The organism is Streptomyces sp. NBC_01089 (genome assembly GCF_045162975.1).
Classification (GTDB): domain Bacteria; phylum Actinomycetota; class Actinomycetes; order Streptomycetales; family Streptomycetaceae; genus Streptomyces.
In genome coordinates this window covers 78670-94985 of sequence record NZ_CP108660.1, presented here as the reverse complement: position 1 = coordinate 94985, position 16316 = coordinate 78670, and the positions used below count along the sequence as shown (strand labels likewise).

The 16316-nt window shown below is 69.9% G+C and carries 16 protein-coding genes; 13 read left to right on the top strand and 3 right to left on the bottom strand.

The annotated features are described in order from the left end of the window. Positions 1-95: 95 nt before the first annotated feature. Complete coding sequence (locus tag OG510_RS00410; RefSeq protein WP_406134587.1) at positions 96-1088, top strand: aldo/keto reductase; 993 nt, start codon at positions 96-98, stop codon at positions 1086-1088. Here OG510_RS00410 and OG510_RS00405 read toward each other — a convergent pair. Then, positions 1085-1285 carry a hypothetical protein gene (locus OG510_RS00405; protein WP_406134586.1) on the bottom strand — a complete coding sequence of 67 codons (201 nt, stop codon included), beginning with the start codon at positions 1283-1285 and terminating at the stop codon, positions 1085-1087. The genes OG510_RS00410 and OG510_RS00405 overlap by 4 nt on opposite strands. A 418-nt stretch (positions 1286-1703) precedes the next feature. On the opposite strand from OG510_RS00405, the gene OG510_RS00400 reads away from it, so the two are divergent. After that, positions 1704-2489, top strand: a complete 786-nt coding sequence (locus OG510_RS00400; protein WP_406134585.1) for an alpha/beta fold hydrolase — start codon at positions 1704-1706, stop codon at positions 2487-2489. 124 nt (positions 2490-2613) lie between these two features. On the opposite strand, the gene OG510_RS00395 is transcribed toward OG510_RS00400, so the two are convergent. Beyond that, positions 2614-3621, bottom strand: coding sequence for a GlxA family transcriptional regulator (locus OG510_RS00395; RefSeq protein WP_406134584.1), 1008 nt, complete (start codon positions 3619-3621; stop codon positions 2614-2616). Between the two features lie 727 nt (positions 3622-4348). Between OG510_RS00395 and OG510_RS00390 the strand changes: the two genes are divergently transcribed. The 11 genes from OG510_RS00390 (at position 4349) to OG510_RS00340 (ending at position 16019) form a co-directional block, all read left to right on the top strand. Continuing rightward, the gene (locus OG510_RS00390; protein WP_406134583.1) at positions 4349-5557 is read left to right on the top strand and encodes an ATP-grasp domain-containing protein; all 1209 of its coding nucleotides are present in this window, start codon (positions 4349-4351) and stop codon (positions 5555-5557) included. After that, complete coding sequence (locus tag OG510_RS00385) at positions 5554-6918, top strand: type III PLP-dependent enzyme (protein ID WP_406134582.1); 1365 nt, start codon at positions 5554-5556, stop codon at positions 6916-6918. Before OG510_RS00390 ends, OG510_RS00385 begins: the two co-directional genes overlap by 4 nt. Positions 6919-7010: 92 nt before the next feature. After that, positions 7011-7295 carry a phosphopantetheine-binding protein gene (locus OG510_RS00380; RefSeq protein WP_406134581.1) on the top strand — a complete coding sequence of 95 codons (285 nt, stop codon included), beginning with the start codon at positions 7011-7013 and terminating at the stop codon, positions 7293-7295. A gap of 14 nt (positions 7296-7309) precedes the next feature. Beyond that, on the top strand, positions 7310-8131 hold the full coding sequence (locus OG510_RS00375; protein WP_406134580.1) for a hypothetical protein: 822 nt from the start codon (positions 7310-7312) through the stop codon (positions 8129-8131). Further along, complete coding sequence (locus OG510_RS00370) at positions 8125-8601, top strand: holo-ACP synthase (protein WP_406134579.1); 477 nt, start codon at positions 8125-8127, stop codon at positions 8599-8601. Before OG510_RS00375 ends, OG510_RS00370 begins: the two co-directional genes overlap by 7 nt. Then, positions 8598-9095, top strand: coding sequence for a hotdog fold domain-containing protein (locus tag OG510_RS00365; RefSeq protein ID WP_406134578.1), 498 nt, complete (start codon positions 8598-8600; stop codon positions 9093-9095). The genes OG510_RS00370 and OG510_RS00365 overlap by 4 nt, the downstream gene beginning before the upstream one ends. A 67-nt stretch (positions 9096-9162) precedes the next feature. Next, positions 9163-10641 carry an MFS transporter gene (locus OG510_RS00360; RefSeq protein WP_406134577.1) on the top strand — a complete coding sequence of 493 codons (1479 nt, stop codon included), beginning with the start codon at positions 9163-9165 and terminating at the stop codon, positions 10639-10641. Then, positions 10638-11609, top strand: coding sequence for a 3-oxoacyl-ACP synthase III family protein (locus OG510_RS00355; RefSeq protein WP_406134576.1), 972 nt, complete (start codon positions 10638-10640; stop codon positions 11607-11609). Before OG510_RS00360 ends, OG510_RS00355 begins: the two co-directional genes overlap by 4 nt. Before the next feature lie 149 nt (positions 11610-11758). Further along, a complete protein-coding gene (locus OG510_RS00350) occupies positions 11759-12292 on the top strand; it encodes a GNAT family N-acetyltransferase (protein ID WP_406134575.1) in 534 nt (177 codons plus the stop codon). 329 nt (positions 12293-12621) lie between these two features. Next, the gene (locus OG510_RS00345; RefSeq protein WP_406134574.1) at positions 12622-12873 is read left to right on the top strand and encodes a hypothetical protein; all 252 of its coding nucleotides are present in this window, start codon (positions 12622-12624) and stop codon (positions 12871-12873) included. Positions 12874-12959: 86 nt separating this feature from the next. Continuing rightward, positions 12960-16019: a BTAD domain-containing putative transcriptional regulator gene (locus OG510_RS00340; protein ID WP_406134573.1), complete on the top strand. Its 3060-nt coding sequence runs from the start codon at positions 12960-12962 to the stop codon at positions 16017-16019. 16 nt (positions 16020-16035) lie between these two features. Here OG510_RS00340 and OG510_RS00335 read toward each other — a convergent pair whose 3' ends face one another. After that, complete coding sequence (locus OG510_RS00335; RefSeq protein ID WP_406134572.1) at positions 16036-16224, bottom strand: hypothetical protein; 189 nt, start codon at positions 16222-16224, stop codon at positions 16036-16038. Positions 16225-16316: the final 92 nt, after the last annotated feature.

The following is a 16316-nucleotide window of genomic DNA, read 5'->3' as shown; positions in this document are numbered from 1 at the left end:
GGTTGACTTCGAGCGCGCTCCAAGTCCTAGTGTCGGCGCCGTTCGTCAGCCCGTGAAGTACCGCCCGGTCCGCCGGGCAGGAGGAGTATCCGCGCATGAACACCCGAACCACACTCGGCTCGCCCGGTCTCACCGTCAGCGCGATGGGCCTGGGGTGCATGGGGATGAGCGAGAGCTACGGCGCCGCCGACTGGGACGGCGGCCTGGCCACCATCGACCGGGCCCTGGAGCTGGGCATCACGTTCCTGGACACCGCCGACGCCTACGGCACCGGGCACAACGAGGTGCTGGTGGGCCGGGCCATCCACGGCCGCCGGGACCAGGTGCAGCTGGCCACCAAGTTCGGCATCGACCGCAGTGCCGGCGACCGGGCACGCCACATCCGCGGTGCCCGGGACTACGTGCTGCGCTCCTGCGACGCCTCGCTGCTGCGGCTGGGCGTCGAGGTGATCGACCTGTACTACGCCCACCGCCCGCCCCAGGACGTGGAGATCGAGGAGACCGTCGGAGCGATGGCCGAGCTGGTCGAGGCGGGCAAGGTCCGCCGTCTGGGCCTGTCCGAGGTCGACGGCGAGCTGCTGCGCCGGGCGCACGCGGTGCACCCGATCACCGCGGTGCAGAGCGAGTACTCGCTGTGGACCCGCGACGTCGAGGCCATCACCCCGGTGATGGCCGAGCTGGGGGTCGGGCTGGTGCCGTACTCGCCGCTGGGGCGGGGGTTCCTGACCGGCACCCTGGACCGCTCCGCACTGGGCGAGAAGGACTTCCGGCGCACCAACCCCCGCTTCGCCGGCGAGGCGGGCGAGGCCAACGAGAAGATCGCGCAGACCGTACGCGAGGTGGCCGACCGGCTGGGTGCCACCCCGGCCCAGGTGGCGCTGGCCTGGGTGTACGCCCAGGCCGAGCGGCTCGGGGTGGCGGTGGCGGCCATTCCGGGCACCCGCAGCCCGGCCCGGCTGGAGCAGAACGCGGCCGCGCTGGAACTCACCCTGGACGCCGAGGCGCTGGCCGCGCTGGACCCGCTGAGCGACCAGGTGACGGGCGAGCGCTACACCCCCGCGCACACCGCTGAGGTCGCTCGGGATTAGCCGGTGGGCCCGACGCGTACGACGTCCAGCTCGACGACGTCGTAGACGTCCCGCCCACCGGTGACCTCGCCGGTCACGACCAGCCCGGGGCGGGCCGGCGGCGCCCCGTACTGCCCGACGGCCAGGATCGCCCCGGTTGCCGGAGCCCGGGGCGCTCTCGCCGTAGGAGACCAGCGCCCGGTACCCGTCCGGCCCAAGGACCCTCCCGTTGCGCCATCTTGAATTCTCCGGGCGACCCGACAGCCATCACTGCACGTCACCCGGTCTCGGTGTCATACGGGACGGCGTGAAGGCCGGCGATCTTGTGTTCGGTGCGACGCCGACGGAACAGGCCAGTGGTTCGGAGCAGGCCAGTGTTCGGGGCATGCCTGAAGTGCGTCTCAGCGTCGCGTAGGGGCACGCGACGCTGAAGCTCTCCCCGGCCCTTCGCCGAACAGCCGGCCCGACTCCGGCGGCGTGCCGGGGCCCAAGTACGGCTGATCGCCCGCCACCGCGCCCGCCACGGACTTGGCCGCCGACCGCGCCTTCCAGGCGAGCCCCAGGCATCCGACGCCCGTCCCCTTGAGGCGCATACGGTGGCGTGAGTTCGCCGTTGGCCTCATTCGAAGGAGTCCTATGCCCGACCTCTCCGCCGCGCAGTCTGTCGTTCTCCACTTCCTTGAGCGGGGACAGGGGGAGGGGCTGGTATTGGTCCACGGAGTGGCCGGCTCCATCGCCGGCAGCTGGGGGAGTCTGCCGGAGTATCTCGCTGAGCACCATCGCGTCATCGCCGTCGACAACCCCGGTTCGGGCCACAGCCCGCTCCCCGGTGCTCCGCTTCAGTTGGACGTGCTCGCCGACAGCATCGCCGCGACAGCCGAGCGCGCCGGTCTCCATCGCTACAGCGTCGTCGGGTATTCGATGGGCGGTGCCATCGCCGTGCGGCATGCCACCCGGCACCCCGCCCGCACCGCCGCGCTCGTGCTGGTCGCCGGATTCGCCCGGCCTGACTGCCGGCTGCAGTTGGCGCTGCGCAACTGGCGGGATCTGCTGGAGGCCGATCCTCGGGTGCTCGGTCGTTACCTCATGCAGCTCTCGTGCGGCCCGGCCGCCCTGGCGCAGCTGGACGGCACGGATCTCGACCGGATCGCGCAGGAGATGGTCACCGGGATGGCGCCGGGCACACGGCACCACATCGACCTCGCGCTCGATCTCGATGTCCGTGCCGACCTTGGGCGCATCGATGCACCCACTCTCGTCGTCGCCGCGTCCGAGGACATTCTCGTTGCCCCCAGCCATTCCGACGAGCTCGCCCAGGGCATCAGGGGAAGCCGCCTTGTCCGCGTACCGGCCGGGCACGACGCGCCCGCGGAGCAGCCCGCTGCCATCGCCGCCCACATCCGCGCACTCACCCGGTGTTGACCGGCCGCCCCGTATGCGCCGAGACGGGACTCGCCCGATGCGGTGCGCCATCTCATGCGGTTCCGGGGCGAGTTGGGGCGCAAACGCTGGAGCGTCACGGTGCCGCCGGCTGACAGCGGGGCCGTCAGCCGGCGGAGCGCGATCCGAAGTCGCCCGGCTCGTGGCGGAAGGTGCGTCGGTAGGTGCCGGGAGAGACCCCCACGGCGGCCCGCAGGTGCTGGCGCAGAGTCGTACCGGAGCCGAAGCCGGCGTCGCAGGCTACCTGGTCGATGGGCAGGTCGGTGGTTTCGAGTAAGTGGCGGGCGCGGGCGATGCGTTGCTGGAGGACCCACTGAGCCGGGCTCAGGCCGGTTTCGTCGCGGAACCGGCGCGTGAAGGTGCGTACGCTCGTTCGCCCGTGCCGGGCGAGGTCGGGGAGCGCCAGGGGCTCGGCGAGGTGGTCCAGGATCCATTGCCGGGTCGGTCCTGTGGTGCTGCCGGTCGCCTCGGGGACGGGTGTCTCGACGACCTGGGCCTGGTTGCCCTCTCGCCAGGGAGGCACCACGCAGCTTCTGCTGGCGCGGTTGGCCACTTCGCTGCCGTGGTCACGGCGGACGATGTGCAGGCACAGATCGAGTCCGGCGGCGCCGCCCGCGGAACTCAGGATGGTGTCGTCATCGACGTAGAGGACGTCCGGGAGCAGTTCCACATCGGGGAAGAGCGAACGGAAGTGCTGCGTGTAGGACCAGTGCGTGGTGGCCTGCCGGTGGTCGAGGAGACCTGTTGCGGCGAGGACGAATGACCCGGTGCAGATGGTGACCATGCGGGTGTCGTCCGCGGCGGCGGTCAGAGCGTGAGCCAGGGCCGGCTGGAGGGTCCCGTCCCGGATGGCGGATGAGCCGTTGGGGGTGGGGATGACGACAGTGTCGGCCCAGGCCAGCGAATCCTCGCCGTACGCGGGATGAATCCGGTAACCGGCGTCAGTGCTGACCGGTGCGCCGTCCAGCGTGCAGGTGATGACCTCGTACAGGCAACGGCCGGTGCTGTCCTTCGCGGCGGCGAAGACCCGTTCGGCAATGCCCAGATCGAAAGGGGTCACCTCCTCCAGGGCGAGGACGGCGACACGGTGGGGTTGCGGAGACTCTGCTGGCATGACCCAGATCCTTCATTTTTTGGCCCGGCATTACTCGCGGGCGCAGTGAGAGATGCGGCAGTGTTCTTGGCGGGGCGAACACCACGGCGCGTCAGTACACAAAGTGGAGGTCGGACAGACTTTTTACCGAGGGTTCATCGGAACCTCATCAGAATTCAGGCCAGATGGCTGGGATTCGCTCCTTGGCGACCACAGGGGCCACCGAGGTGACGCTCACGCTCCGCGGGAGAGGCGCAGTGAGGACTCGGCGCCTTTTCGTTGAATCCTGGACGGAAGACGTGCCTGATATCCGCCGCAGGCCAAGAGACCGCCCCTGCCGAACAGGGGAGCGGGCGGCCCTCGGGCTGCCGCCGGAGCTTCCGTGACTGCGTCGAGTGGTGCATTCCCCCGCCCCTTCTCGTCCGGTTCCCGTCCGGCATTCCAGGCGCGCCACTGTGCCGGCGCCCGGACAACCAACGACCGTAGCAACACATTCGAAGACTGACCAGGCCGTTCAGAATCGGTGCCGAATCAGTGCTGAATCAGTGCTGTGTGTGCAGTTCCAGTGAAAGGGAGGAATCCTCGCCATATGTCCAGTTATTTGCGGGCGATGAAAAAGGCCGTAGCCGGCGACCCGGACGCCGTGTTCGTCTTTCTCTGCAATTTCGAGGTGGAGCGGAATTGGGCAGAGGATTACGTTGGGCTGCCCGGGCCCCAGCTGTCCGGATCGGACGAAACCGTTCAGCGCATGGAAGAGCTCGGAGCGCTGCTCGGCGCGGAGAGCGATTTTCTGCTGGTGCAAAAACCGCTCGACCCTTCATTCCGCGATTACGCCGCAGCACTCGGATTGACGCCGCCGACCGAACTGATACCTGAAAACTGTCCCGAGGGCGCGGGAACTGCCGCAGCGGTCCTCTCCTCACCGCAGCTCCTCGCCCGGTTACGGGAATTGGCGGAGAACGGGGCGTACCTCATGCCCATGGGTACCTCGGCAGAGGAACAGAAAATAGCCGAAGAAACCGGGCTGCGCCTGGCAAGCGCCCGGTCGGATATCGCCGAAAAGGTCAACAGCAAGATCTACAGCCGCCGGATCACCGACGAACTGGGCCTGCGGACCATCGCCGGCCGGTGCTGCGAGAACGCCGGGGAACTGGCTGACGCCTTGACCTGGGGGCTCGCGGATTCCCCTGCCGTCATCGTCAAGGAGGCATACGGCGTCTCCGGACGCGGCCTCATCGTCATCGACAGCCCGAAGAAGGCGGACCGGCTGCTGCGGATGGTGCAGCGGCGCGCCGGACAGTCGGGCTCGGACCGGATCGACGTCGTCGTCGAGCGCTTCCTCGAGAAAAAGGCCGACCTCAACTACCAGTTCGTCATCGGCCGTGACGGCTCGGTGTACTTCGACTTCGTGAAGGAAGCCCTGACGGAGAACGGTGTCCACAAGGGCCACCTGATGCCCGCCGGACTGACCCCACCGCAGTCCACGGAGATCGAGCAGGCCGCCTACGCCCTCGGTACGCGTCTGTACGCCGACGGGTTCTTCGGCGTCGTCGGCGTGGACGCCATCCTGGGCGCCGACGACCTCGTCTACCCCGTACTGGAGATCAACGCCCGCCTGAACATGTCCAGTTACCAGGGCCACGCCATCGACATGCTCGCGCCCAACGGCGGCACCGTGCTGGCCAAGCACTACCCGCTGCAACTGGACCGGCCCCTGACGTTCGAGGACATCCGCGCAGTACTCGGCCCGTACGACGGCCTCGACGAGAACACCACCGGTGTCGTCATCAACTGCTTCGGCACCGTCAACGCACAGGCCCAGGTCTCCCCGGCCGGCTTCGACGGCCGGCTCTACACCCTGCTCTTCGCTCCCGACAAGGAACGACTGCTGCAGCTCGACACGGCAGCCACCGCACGGCTGGCCTGCCTCAGCACCAAGGAAGGCGCCGCACGATGACCGAAACCCAGACCTCGCCCACCCAGACCTCGCCCACCCAGACCTCGCCCACCCAGATCTCACCCGCCCAGACCGCGCCTGCCCATGCCGCTCCCGGCCCGGAGCGACACTTCCAGGGCGTGCCCGTCTCAGAGATCGCTGAGACCTTCGGCACCCCCACCTACATCTACGACACCGACACCCTGCGCCACAGCTATCAGCACCTGCGCGACCTCCTCCCGCCCGCGGTCGACATCTTCTACTCGCTGAAAGCCAACCCGAACATCAGCATCTGTGGCTACCTGCACTCGCTGGGCGCCGGGGCGGAACTGTCCTCCCGGGCCGAGCTGGAGACCGCCCTGCGGGCCGGCGTCGCCCCGCGCGACATCATCTTCCTCGGCCCCGGCAAGACCACCGAGGACCTCCAGGCATGCCTGGACGCCGGCATACACGCCGTCGTCTGCGAATCCCTGGAAGAACTGCGTCTGCTGGACCGGCTCGCCGCCGAGCAGCAACTGACCGGCGTGCGCGCCATGCTGCGGGTCAATCCCGACTTCCATACCAAGGGATCAGGACTGGCGATGGGCGGCAAGCCCCGCCAATTCGGCATCGACGCCGGCATTCTGCGCTCCGCCGCCCCCGAGATCGCCCGGCTTCGCGCCGTGCGAGTCAGCGGCCTCCACGCCTACATGGGCACGCGCTTCCTCAACCACAGCGACATCGTGCACAACACCGAGCAGATCCTCAGCACTGCCGAAGAGCTCAGCGCGGACCTCGGCATCGCCCTGGAGACGCTCGACTTCGGCGGCGGCCTGGGCATCGCGTACTTCGACAACGAGAAGGACCTGGACCTGGAGGCTCTGGCGGCCGGACTGGGCGAGATCATCGCCCCCTTCGCCGCCCGCCACCCGCAGTGCCGCCTGATCATGGAGCTCGGCCGCTACCTCACCGCACCGGCCGGCACGTACGTCACCCGCGCCCTGTACGTAAAGGAATCCCTCGGGGAAGAGTTCGTGGTGGCCGACGGCGGGACCAACCACCACATGGCGGCCGTCGGCATCGGAAGCTTCGTCAAACGGAACTTCCCGGTCACCTCGCTCACGCACTACCAAGCCCCGGCCACCCGGCAGTACACGCTGGCCGGTCCGCTGTGCACCCCCAACGACGTCATCGCCAAGCGCGCCACCCTGCCACCGGTCCAGGCCGGCGACCTCATCGGCGTAGAACGCTCGGGCGCGTACGGCCCGAGCGCCTCACCGGTGAACTTCCTCAGCCACGGCCACCCGGCCGAGGTCCTGGTCCACGGCGGCGCCGCCCACCTCATCCGCCGCCGCGCCACCCTCGATGACCTGCTCGAACCGCAGCACCTGATCGACCTGTGACAGCGCTCAGTGCCGGGCCGCCGCACCCGGCACGACCGCTGCCCCGCACATCCCGTTCCGGACGACACCACCCACACGAAGGAGCAGCCATCATGCAGCGCACCGACGCCGTCACAGCCATCGAGACCGCCCTCACCGAGGTCCTGGACCGTGAGGTGACCGGCACTCAGCAGAGCACCCGCCTCTTCGAGGACCTGCACCTCGACTCCACCTCCGTCCTCGAACTGCTGATGTCCCTGGAGGACTCGGCCGGCATCGAGGTCGACCCGGAAGAGATCGACGCCGACGACTTCCGGACGATCGGCACCCTCACCGACTTCGTACTCGCCGCGACGGGAACCCCGGCCGACGCACCGGCCGCGGCCGCCGCCCACTGAAGCGGAAGAACACCATGGCAACCCTGACCGCCACCCACCACGTGCTGGCCCCGTCCCGACGCCCCGTCCCCGACATTCCGGGCCTGGCCCAGTACCACGCCGACCTGTTGCGCCCGTACGGCACAGACCTCGATGAAGAGCGGTGGGAAACCGGGCCCCAGGTCGGCTTCCCCGACCTGGCAGACGGTCTCCTCGGCACCCACGGGGCCGAGGCCGCCCCGGCCCCCGACCTGATCATCGTCGCCTATGCCCTCCCGGACCTGCACCCCTTCACCACGACGGCCTCCTACATCAACCACCACTTCGGCGACCGGGCCAGGAGCTTCGCCGTCTCCGAACAGGGCCTGCTCGCCCCCTTCACGGCCCTGCAGATCGTCTCGGCCTATCAGCGCAGCGGCCGCAGCCGGCGCGCCGTCATCGCGGTACTGGAACAGACCACGCTGCCCGCGTACGACCCGCTCGTGCACGACGCCGCATTGATCGACTCCGGTGTGCTGCTGAGCCTTGACGCTGACGGCGGCGGCCTCCCGCGCGTCCTGCGCGCCGGCACCGAAGGCCAAAGCCTCGGCGCACTGCATACGCTGCTGGACGCCCCGGAGCACGGCGCCACTCTGCTCGTCACCAGTGAGCGGACCGAACTGCCCCCCGCCACCAGGGCGGACATCCACCGCACACGCCCCGACACCTACTGCACCGGAGTATGGCTCGAACTGAGCAACCGGCTGCCGCAGTGGCGACGCCAGTACGAAACGCTCGTCCTGCACGACGTCGATCCGCGCTCGGGAGCCCGCGCCACCGCCGTCATCGATCTGACAGGACGGCGCACCTCGTGGTGAGCGCCCCGGCCGTCCGGCCGGCCTCCGCAGAGGCCCGGGAGACCACGTCCGCGCAGGCGGCCGGGCCGGCCACCGCCATGCCCGGCATCGGCATCGACCTGCTGTACCTCGATGAGCTGGACGCACTGCTCCAACGCCCCTGGGTCCTCAGCTACCTCTACGCCGAAGCCGAACTGCGGCATGCCGACACCCTCACCGGCGGGCGCAGGCGTGACTTCCTCGCAGGCCGCTTCGCCGCCAAAGAAGCCGTCCTCAAGGTCCTCGACTGCGGTCTGTTCGGCGAGGTGCTGCCCCGGCACATCGAAGTACACCGCACCGCTTCCGGCCGCCCCGACGTGCAGCTGGCCGGCAGCGCCCGCCACCGCAGCAACACCCTGGGGCTGGCGGGCATCACCGTCACCCTCACGCACAAGAGAGACGTGGTCCTGGCCCTGGCCCTCGGCCTACCGAAAAGGAGCCTCACCCCGTGACGACCCCCTCCCGCACCGCCCCGACTTCCCGCACTGTCCCGGCCTCCGGCAGTGCCCCGACCGCCAGTACCGCCACCAGCGCGCTCCCGCCGGAGGGTCTGAGCGCGACCCTGCGTGTACGGATCAGCGCGGGCGACGTGCACTACGGCGGAGACCTCGTCCCCGGGGCCCGAGTCCTGGAACTGTTCGGCGACGTCGCCACCGAGCTGACCATCCGCACCGACAGCGACGAAGGGCTGCTGACGGGCTACGCCGACGTCAGCTTCACCGCCCCTGTGCACGCCGGTGACTTCCTGGAAGTAACAGGCACCATCCGGCGCCACACACGTCTGCGCCGCACCATCGCCTTCGAAGCCCGCAAGGTCATCGCCGCCCGGTACCAGGACGGCGCCAGCAGCGCGGCCGTCCTGAGCGAATCCCAGGTGGTCTGCCGGGCCACCGGCACAAGCGTTGTCCCCATGGCCAAGGCACAAGCCGCACGCCACGCCGGATGAAAGGCGCCCGGCCCACCGGCATACGGCCGGGCGCCGCTCTGCAGAACCAACTGACCAGGAACCGCTGATGAACGAACTCGACACCGCCACGCACACACCCACCGACGCTGACCCGCACACACCCACCGACACCGCCACGCACACACCCACCGACTCCGACTCCGCCCCGCAAGACCACCCCCGGGCGGGCACCGGCCTCCCCGCCGGCCTGAGCAAGGCATCCCGTCTGCCCTGGGTCTGGATCGTCACCGTCGTGTCCTTCCTGGCCCTGACCGGCTCCTCCGGATTCCGCGCGGTCCCCGGCGTGATGATGGACCCGCTGCACATGGAATTCGGCTGGAGCCACGCCTCCATCGCCACCGCGGCGTCGGTCAACATGGTCCTCTACGGAGCGGTCTCCCCTTTCGCGGCCTCCTGGATGGAGAAGTACGGCATCCGCCCCGTGGTCACCACCGCCCTTCTCCTGATCGCCGTGGGCAGCGCGCTGCCCACGTTCATGAGCTCCCCCTGGCAACTGACCCTGTACTGGGGGGTCCTGGTGGGCGTGGGCAGCGGGGCCGTCGCCCTCGCCTTCGTCGGTACGGTCACCAACCGGTGGTTCACGCGCCGCCGCGGCCTCATCACGGGCATCCTGACCGCCGGCAGCACCGCCGGACAACTGGTCTTCCTGCCCCTCCTGGCCTGGCTGGTCAACCACACCAACTGGCGCATCGCCTCCTTCACGGTGGCGGCCGCCGCCCTGGCGGTCGTTCCACTGGTCATGTTCTTCATCCGCGAGCACCCGAAGGACGTGGGCCAGCGCCCCTTCGGCGAGGACCCCGCGACCTCACCGAAGGACGACACCACCGACACACCGGAGGCCACTCGGACCGCCCCGGAACCGGAACCGGAACACAACCCCCTCGGTGTCACCGGCGCCTTCCGTGTCCTGCTGGCGGCCGGCCGTACCCGCCCGTTCTGGATGCTCTTCGCGGGGTTCGCGATCTGCGGTGCGACCACCACCGGACTCGTACAGACCCACTTCATCCCGGCCGCGGGCGACCACATGATGCCGCAGACCACGGCGGCGAGTCTGCTGGCCATGGCCGGCCTCTTCGACCTGGTGGGAACCATCGCCTCCGGCTGGCTCACCGACCGCTTCAACGCCCGCGTCCTGCTCTTCGTCTACTACGGCCTGCGCGGCGTGTCCCTGCTCGCCCTGCCCTCACTGTTCGCCCGGACCGCCACTCCCAGCATGCTGTTGTTCGCGATCTTCTACGGCCTCGACTGGGTGGCCACCGTCCCGCCCACCATGGCCCTGTGCCAGGAGCGCTACGGCTCCGCCTCCGCCATCATCTTCGGCTGGCTGTGGACCGCCCACCAGGTCGGCGCAGGAGCCGCGGCCATCCTCGCCGGCACCGTCCGCGACCAGCTGGGCGACTACGCGATGGCCTGGTACGGCGCCGGAGCCCTGTGTCTCTTGGCCGCCTTCCTCGCCCTCGCCATCGGCCGCAACACCACATCCCCGGCCCCGGCCGCCCTTCCGCACCCCAAGGAAGCCGTATGAACCGCATCGCCACCATCGAAGCCGTCGAGTCATTCCTGCCCGACAACTCCCACACCATCGAGGAACTGGCCGGCCCCCTCGGCCTCAAGCGTGCCCAGATCCGCCTGCTGCAGAAGGTGCATGGGCTGCGCCGCATCCGCCAGGACCCCGACGCGAGCCTCCTCGACCTGGTCCTTCCCGCCGCCCGGCGGGTGCTTCACCGGGTCCCCGACCCCACCGACATCCGGTACGTCCTCTACGTGCACTCCACCCAGGAAGTCACACCCTCCCACCTCAACGCCGCCGCCCTGATCAGCGACGCCCTCGATCTCCAGCACGCCGCTTCCTTCGCCGTCACCCAGCAGAACTGCGCCACCGCCCTGGCCGCGATCGAACTGGCGGGCACCTTGCTGGAGGACGACGGCGACCCCTACGCCCGCGTACTGATCGTCACCGGCGACAAGGCGTTCACCCCCGGCAACCAGCTGCTGTACAACACCGGGGCCCTCATGGGAGAAGCCGGCGCCGCCATGCTGGTGGCCACCGCGGACACAGCCGGCGACCGCGTCCTGTCCTACGCGACCCGAACCATGGGCCAGTACTCCGGAGGAGTCCTGCTCTCGCCCGAGGAGTCCAAACAGTACGGCCGCGACAGCGCCCGTGCCCTGGCCGACGTCATGCAGGAGGCCGTCGAGCAGGCGGAACTGACATGGGACGACATTGACTGGGTCATCCCCCACAACGCGCCCCTGACCGAGACCGTCAAACACCTGGGCATCGACCCGGCGCGCGTCTACCTGGAAAAACTGGCCGAGTACAGCCACTGTTTCGCCTCGGACGTGTTCCTCAACTACACCGAGCTTCGCGACTCCCACCGGCTACAGCCAGGCCGCCACTACATCTATGTGGCCTCCGGGCTGGGGGCCACATACTCCTCCATGACCTTCCAGCACCAGGCACCCGCTCTGCCCCGCCTCACCACGATCTGACCCTCCGCGCAGCCGCACCGGGCGGCCCCGGCCCAACACGGCGCTCGGGCATTGATCGCGGCTGTCCCGCATACCGGGCGTCCACGCCCGGCAGGACCGACCGCGCCCCGTGGCACGACAGCGCGTGCGCCCGTGAGACGGTTGCTGTCATGGCAAGTGGCACACCGGGCGGCGAGGTCGCACTCGAGACGAGCCGCCTGCTGCTCAGACCCTGGCGGGCAGCCGAGGCTGTCGTCCTGCGTGAACTGTGGACCGAACGTGATCCACGGGTGCCGCCCCACCGTCGAGTCGACGCGGACGGACACCCCACGGTCGCGGAGCTCGAGGATTCGATCCGCACCGACAAGGTGTGGTCGACCGGGCTGCTGGCGGTCGAACGGAAAACCTCTCGTGACGTCATCGGCTACTGCGGGCTGGTCGACAGCGGACGAGGACCGGCAGGGGAACCGGAACTGGCATTCGAGCTGCTGCGCCGGGTCTGGCGTCAGGGATACGCGACCGAGGCAGCGTCGGCGGTCGTGGAATGGGCGCGATCGTCTGGGTACGGACGTCTGTGGGCCACGGTCTGGGACTGGAACACCGCTTCTCGCCGAGTGCTGGCCAAGGCCGGGTTCACCGAGACCGGCCGGAAGGAAGCGGACGCGGTGCACGGGACCACCTTGTTCACCACGAGAGGGCTCTGACACGCCAGGCGTGTGACCTACGGACGGCTCCGTGCAGTGCCGGCAGGCGGCAGGTGGCCCCAAAACTGTCAGCAGGCAGAAGCGGATGCGGCACATACTCCACCCCGGAGCGAACGGGAGCGGGGGAGCGGCGCAGCAGGTAAGCCGGGAGCGGCCCGCGATGGCCTGTCCGGCGCAGGGGCGTATCACCAACTGGTCGGAAGTGGCCGACCGTTGCATGTGACGTTCTAATATGGCGTTCTGCGCCGAGACCGCACGCACCACTGCGGCATCGGCGCTACCCGCACGTCATGCCCCGTCCCGCAGAGAACGGGGGGATACGGAGCCTCTTGACTGTGCAGCTCACCCGCTTCTGCGCGCACGGCTTTCGCTCGCCGGCCCATGGCGAGGAGATCCCGGTCCTCGGTCCGTACGCCCTCGGCCACGGAGGCACGGCCGGCGCACGGGTGTTCGCGAGCCCGCGTCTCGGGATCGGATACGGATACGGCCGGAACCGGTTCGCGCTCGGGGACAGCGCGGAGAAGGAGAACATCCTGCTGATCGACGAGGTGGTCAGGGCGATCGGCCGCATCGCCGCTTAGGGGCTTTCGTTTGGATCAGGCTGGAATCAGCGGCTCCGCAGCACTCGTCTGAAGTGCCGCGGAGCCGCTCACGGGGGGACGAGAACATGGAAGAAGAAAACGCGGAACGAGGGACGACGACCAGAGGGCTGTGCTTCCGGATCCTCGGACCACTGGAGGCAGCGGTCAGCGGGAAGCGGCTCCTGCTGTCCGGTGTGGTGCAGGAGCGGGTGCTGTCCATGCTGCTCCTGGAACCCGGCCGGGTCGTGCCCATGCCCCGGCTCGTCGAGGCGGCCTGGGAGGATCCGCCGGCGACCGCCTCCCACCAGGTCCGCAAGGCCGTCTCCGACCTGCGCCGCCGCCTCCCGGACGACGGGGTCATCCTCACCGACGGCAGCGGCTACCGCATGGTCGTGGCCCCGGGGCAGCTGGACCTGCTGGAGTTCGACGCCCGGATCCGGGCCGCCGAACAGGACCTGCGCGACGACCGGCGGCCGGAGGCCGCCGCCCGACTCGATGCCGCGCTCGGGCTCTGGCGCGGGTCCGTCCTCTCCGGCCAGGGCGGCTCCGTCATCGAGGCGGCGGCCACCGCCCTGGAGGAACGCCGGCTGGTGGCCACGGAGGAGCTCTACGACCTGCGGCTGGCACTCGGACTCAGCGGTGAACTCGTCGCCGGCCTGCGCATGCTGGTCTCCGCCCACCCGCTGCGCGAGACCTTCCGCAGCCAGCTCATGCTTGCTCTCTACCGCACCGGGCGGAAGGCCGAGGCACTCAACGAGTACGGCCAGGTCCGTGAGTTCCTCGCGGACGAGCTGGGCGTCGACCCCGGCCCGCCGCTGACCAAGCTCTACGAGGGGATCCTGCGCGACGAGCCCGGACTGGTGCTGCCGTGGCAGGAGTCCGCGCCCGTCCCGGACGAACCCCCCGCCCCGCCCGTCCGGGTCTGCACCCTGCCCCAGCCGCTGGCCGACTTCACCGGCCGGGCCAGGGAACTCGCCGAACTCCTGAACTGCGTCGACGCGGCCGATCTGCAGGAAGGCTCCGACAGCAGATCCGCCCGGGTCGTGGCCGTCGACGGCATGGGCGGATCCGGGAAGACCTCGCTTGCGGTGTGGGCCGCGCACCGGCTCGCCGACCGGTTCCCCGACGGGCAGCTCCACGTGGACCTGCGCGGGTTCACTCCGGGCGAGCAGCCTCCGGTCCCGCCCGGCACCGCGCTGCATCACCTGCTGCGCTCGCTGGGCGTGGACGACGACCAGATCCCCAGCGACACGGAGGCCAGGGCCAACCTCTGGCGGGCCACGGTCGCCGGGCGACGGCTGCTGCTGCTCCTCGACAACGCCGCCCATGTGGACCAGGTGACCCCGCTGCTGGCCGCTTCCCCCGGCTGCCTGGTCCTGATCACCAGCCGCTCCCGCCTCCTGGACCTCGACGGTGTCAGCTGGGTCTCCGTCGGTCTGATGACGCCGCAGGACAGCGCCGCCCTCGTGGCGGCGACCCTGGGGGCGGACCGGGTCGAGGCCGAGCCGGAGTCGGCGGCGGAACTGGCCGAGCTCTGCGGCCACCTGCCGCTGGCCCTGCGCATAGCCACCGCCCGGCTGCGCAACCGTTCCTCCTGGACCCTGCGCTACCTCGCCGAACGGCTGCGCGACGAGACCCGCAGACTCGACGAACTGCGCTCCCCACAGCGCAGCGTCTCCGCGACGCTGCACCTGTCGTACATGGCACTGGACGAGCCCCAGCGTGCGGCCTTCCGTACCCTCGGACTCCACCCGAGCACCGGCGTCGACGTCCACTCGGCTGCCGCCCTGCTGGGTACTGGACCCCACGATGCCGAGTCGACCCTGGAAGTCCTGCTGGACATGCGGCTGGTGCAGCAGCCGCAGCTGGGCATCTACACCCTGCACGACCTGGTACGCAGCTTCGCCCGCGGCCTGTGCGGCCCGGCGACGGCGCAGCAGGACGCGGCGGTGGTGGAACGGCTGCTCGGCTACTACCTCACGGCGACGGACGCGGCCTGCCAGATCCTCTTCCCCGGACGCGAGCAGCGCGACACCGGCATCCCGGCGTACGACGGCAGCCTGCCGCCCTGCCAGGACGCCGAGGCCGCCCGCGCCTGGTTCGACCGTGAGCACAGCGGACTGCTGGCTGCCGTCTCGCTGGCGGTGCTGCACCGCCTGCCCCGCCACACCGTCTGCCTCACCCGTAACCTCAGCTTCCACCTGAACGCCCGCGGGCAGTTCGACGACCTGTGGAACATCTGCCGGAGAGCCCTGGCGGCCGCCCGCGATCTGGACGATCCCCAGCTGCTCTGCGTCACCCTGTCGAACGTCGGGGTGGCCTGCTGGAAGGTGGGCAGATTCGCCGACGGCCTGGAAGCCGCGCAGGAGGCCCGGGACGTCGCCGTGGGCCTCGGAGACCGGCGCATCCAGGCCCACAGCGAATCGACCATCGGACTCCTCGCCTCGATGCTCGGCCGGTACGAGGAGGCGCTGACGCTGCTGAGCGAGGCCGTCACCCGCTCCGCGAAGCTGGGCGCCAGCCGCTCCGAGGCGGAGGGCCTGTCCACGCTGAGCACGCTGTACGAGAAGTGGGGCCGGTACACGGAGGCAGCCGACACGGCCCGGCGGGCCCTGGAGATCAGCCGGTCCATCGGCTACCACGGCAACCTGGTCATGTCGCTGACCGATCTGGCTTTCGCCCAGGTGGGACTGGGGGAACTGAAGGAAGCGGACGAGAACCTGGCGCAGGCGCGGCTGCTGAGCGAACTGCGGACGGCGCCGGGGGACGTGGGACTGGTGCTCGCGCTGTCCGCGAAGGTGGCGTATATGCGGGGGAGGGCAGCCGACGCCGAGGAACTCGCGCTGCGTGCCCTGGAAGTGGTCCGCACGGGGGCGACGCCGGTACGGCTGGCGGAGGTGGAGAACATCATCGGCCATCTGCGGTACGCGCTGGGGGACCACGAGGCTGCCCTGGTCCTTCACCGGCACGCCAGGAAGGCGGCCGTGGAGATGGGCTTCTGCTCGGAGGAGGCGTCCGCGCTGGCCGGTATCGCCCGGGCGCAGGAAGCCCTCGGCGACAGGGAGGACGCCGAAGGACACCGGGCCGAGGCCGACCGCCTCTACGCCTTCATGGGCGTCCGCAATCCGCAGACCGTGTTCCCCTGACCCCGGGGCCCCGGGCTCAGGGGGCCGACGGGGGAGTCGCGGGACCGGCGTTGGTGGCGAGGACCGTGGTTGTCGCGGCCGCACCGTCCTCGGGCAGTTCGTTGCCGACAGCCACTATGAGCGCCGGCACCGTCAGGACGAGGGCGACGATCGCGCCGACGATGCGTGCGGTCCGGACCGGGTTGCCGTTCAGGTTCTCGTTCATCTCGAACTCCTCGCAGATCTGTGGACGTGGTGAGCGGCCCGGTTCCCCGTCCCGCTCTCGACAGATCCCAAGGTGCCCGGAGCCGGTCCCGG

What these genes read in the sequence shown, in the direction of transcription:
- OG510_RS00390 (WP_406134583.1), top strand. Translation starts at nt 4,349, where the DNA reads ATGGAAGAGCTCGGAGCGCTGCTCGGCGCGGAGAGCGATTTTCTGCTG.
- OG510_RS00400 (WP_406134585.1), top strand. Translation starts at nt 1,704, where the DNA reads ATGCCCGACCTCTCCGCCGCGCAGTCTGTCGTTCTCCACTTCCTTGAG.
- OG510_RS00385 (WP_406134582.1), top strand. Translation starts at nt 5,554, where the DNA reads ATGACCGAAACCCAGACCTCGCCCACCCAGACCTCGCCCACCCAGACC.
- OG510_RS00395 (WP_406134584.1), bottom strand. Translation starts at nt 3,621, where the DNA reads ATGCCAGCAGAGTCTCCGCAACCCCACCGTGTCGCCGTCCTCGCCCTG.
- OG510_RS00380 (WP_406134581.1), top strand. Translation starts at nt 7,011, where the DNA reads ATGCAGCGCACCGACGCCGTCACAGCCATCGAGACCGCCCTCACCGAG.
- OG510_RS00375 (WP_406134580.1), top strand. Translation starts at nt 7,310, where the DNA reads ATGGCAACCCTGACCGCCACCCACCACGTGCTGGCCCCGTCCCGACGC.
- OG510_RS00360 (WP_406134577.1), top strand. Translation starts at nt 9,163, where the DNA reads ATGAACGAACTCGACACCGCCACGCACACACCCACCGACGCTGACCCG.
- OG510_RS00410 (WP_406134587.1), top strand. Translation starts at nt 96, where the DNA reads ATGAACACCCGAACCACACTCGGCTCGCCCGGTCTCACCGTCAGCGCG.
- OG510_RS00335 (WP_406134572.1), bottom strand. Translation starts at nt 16,224, where the DNA reads ATGAACGAGAACCTGAACGGCAACCCGGTCCGGACCGCACGCATCGTC.
- OG510_RS00340 (WP_406134573.1), top strand. Translation starts at nt 12,960, where the DNA reads ATGGAAGAAGAAAACGCGGAACGAGGGACGACGACCAGAGGGCTGTGC.
- OG510_RS00355 (WP_406134576.1), top strand. Translation starts at nt 10,638, where the DNA reads ATGAACCGCATCGCCACCATCGAAGCCGTCGAGTCATTCCTGCCCGAC.
- OG510_RS00350 (WP_406134575.1), top strand. Translation starts at nt 11,759, where the DNA reads ATGGCAAGTGGCACACCGGGCGGCGAGGTCGCACTCGAGACGAGCCGC.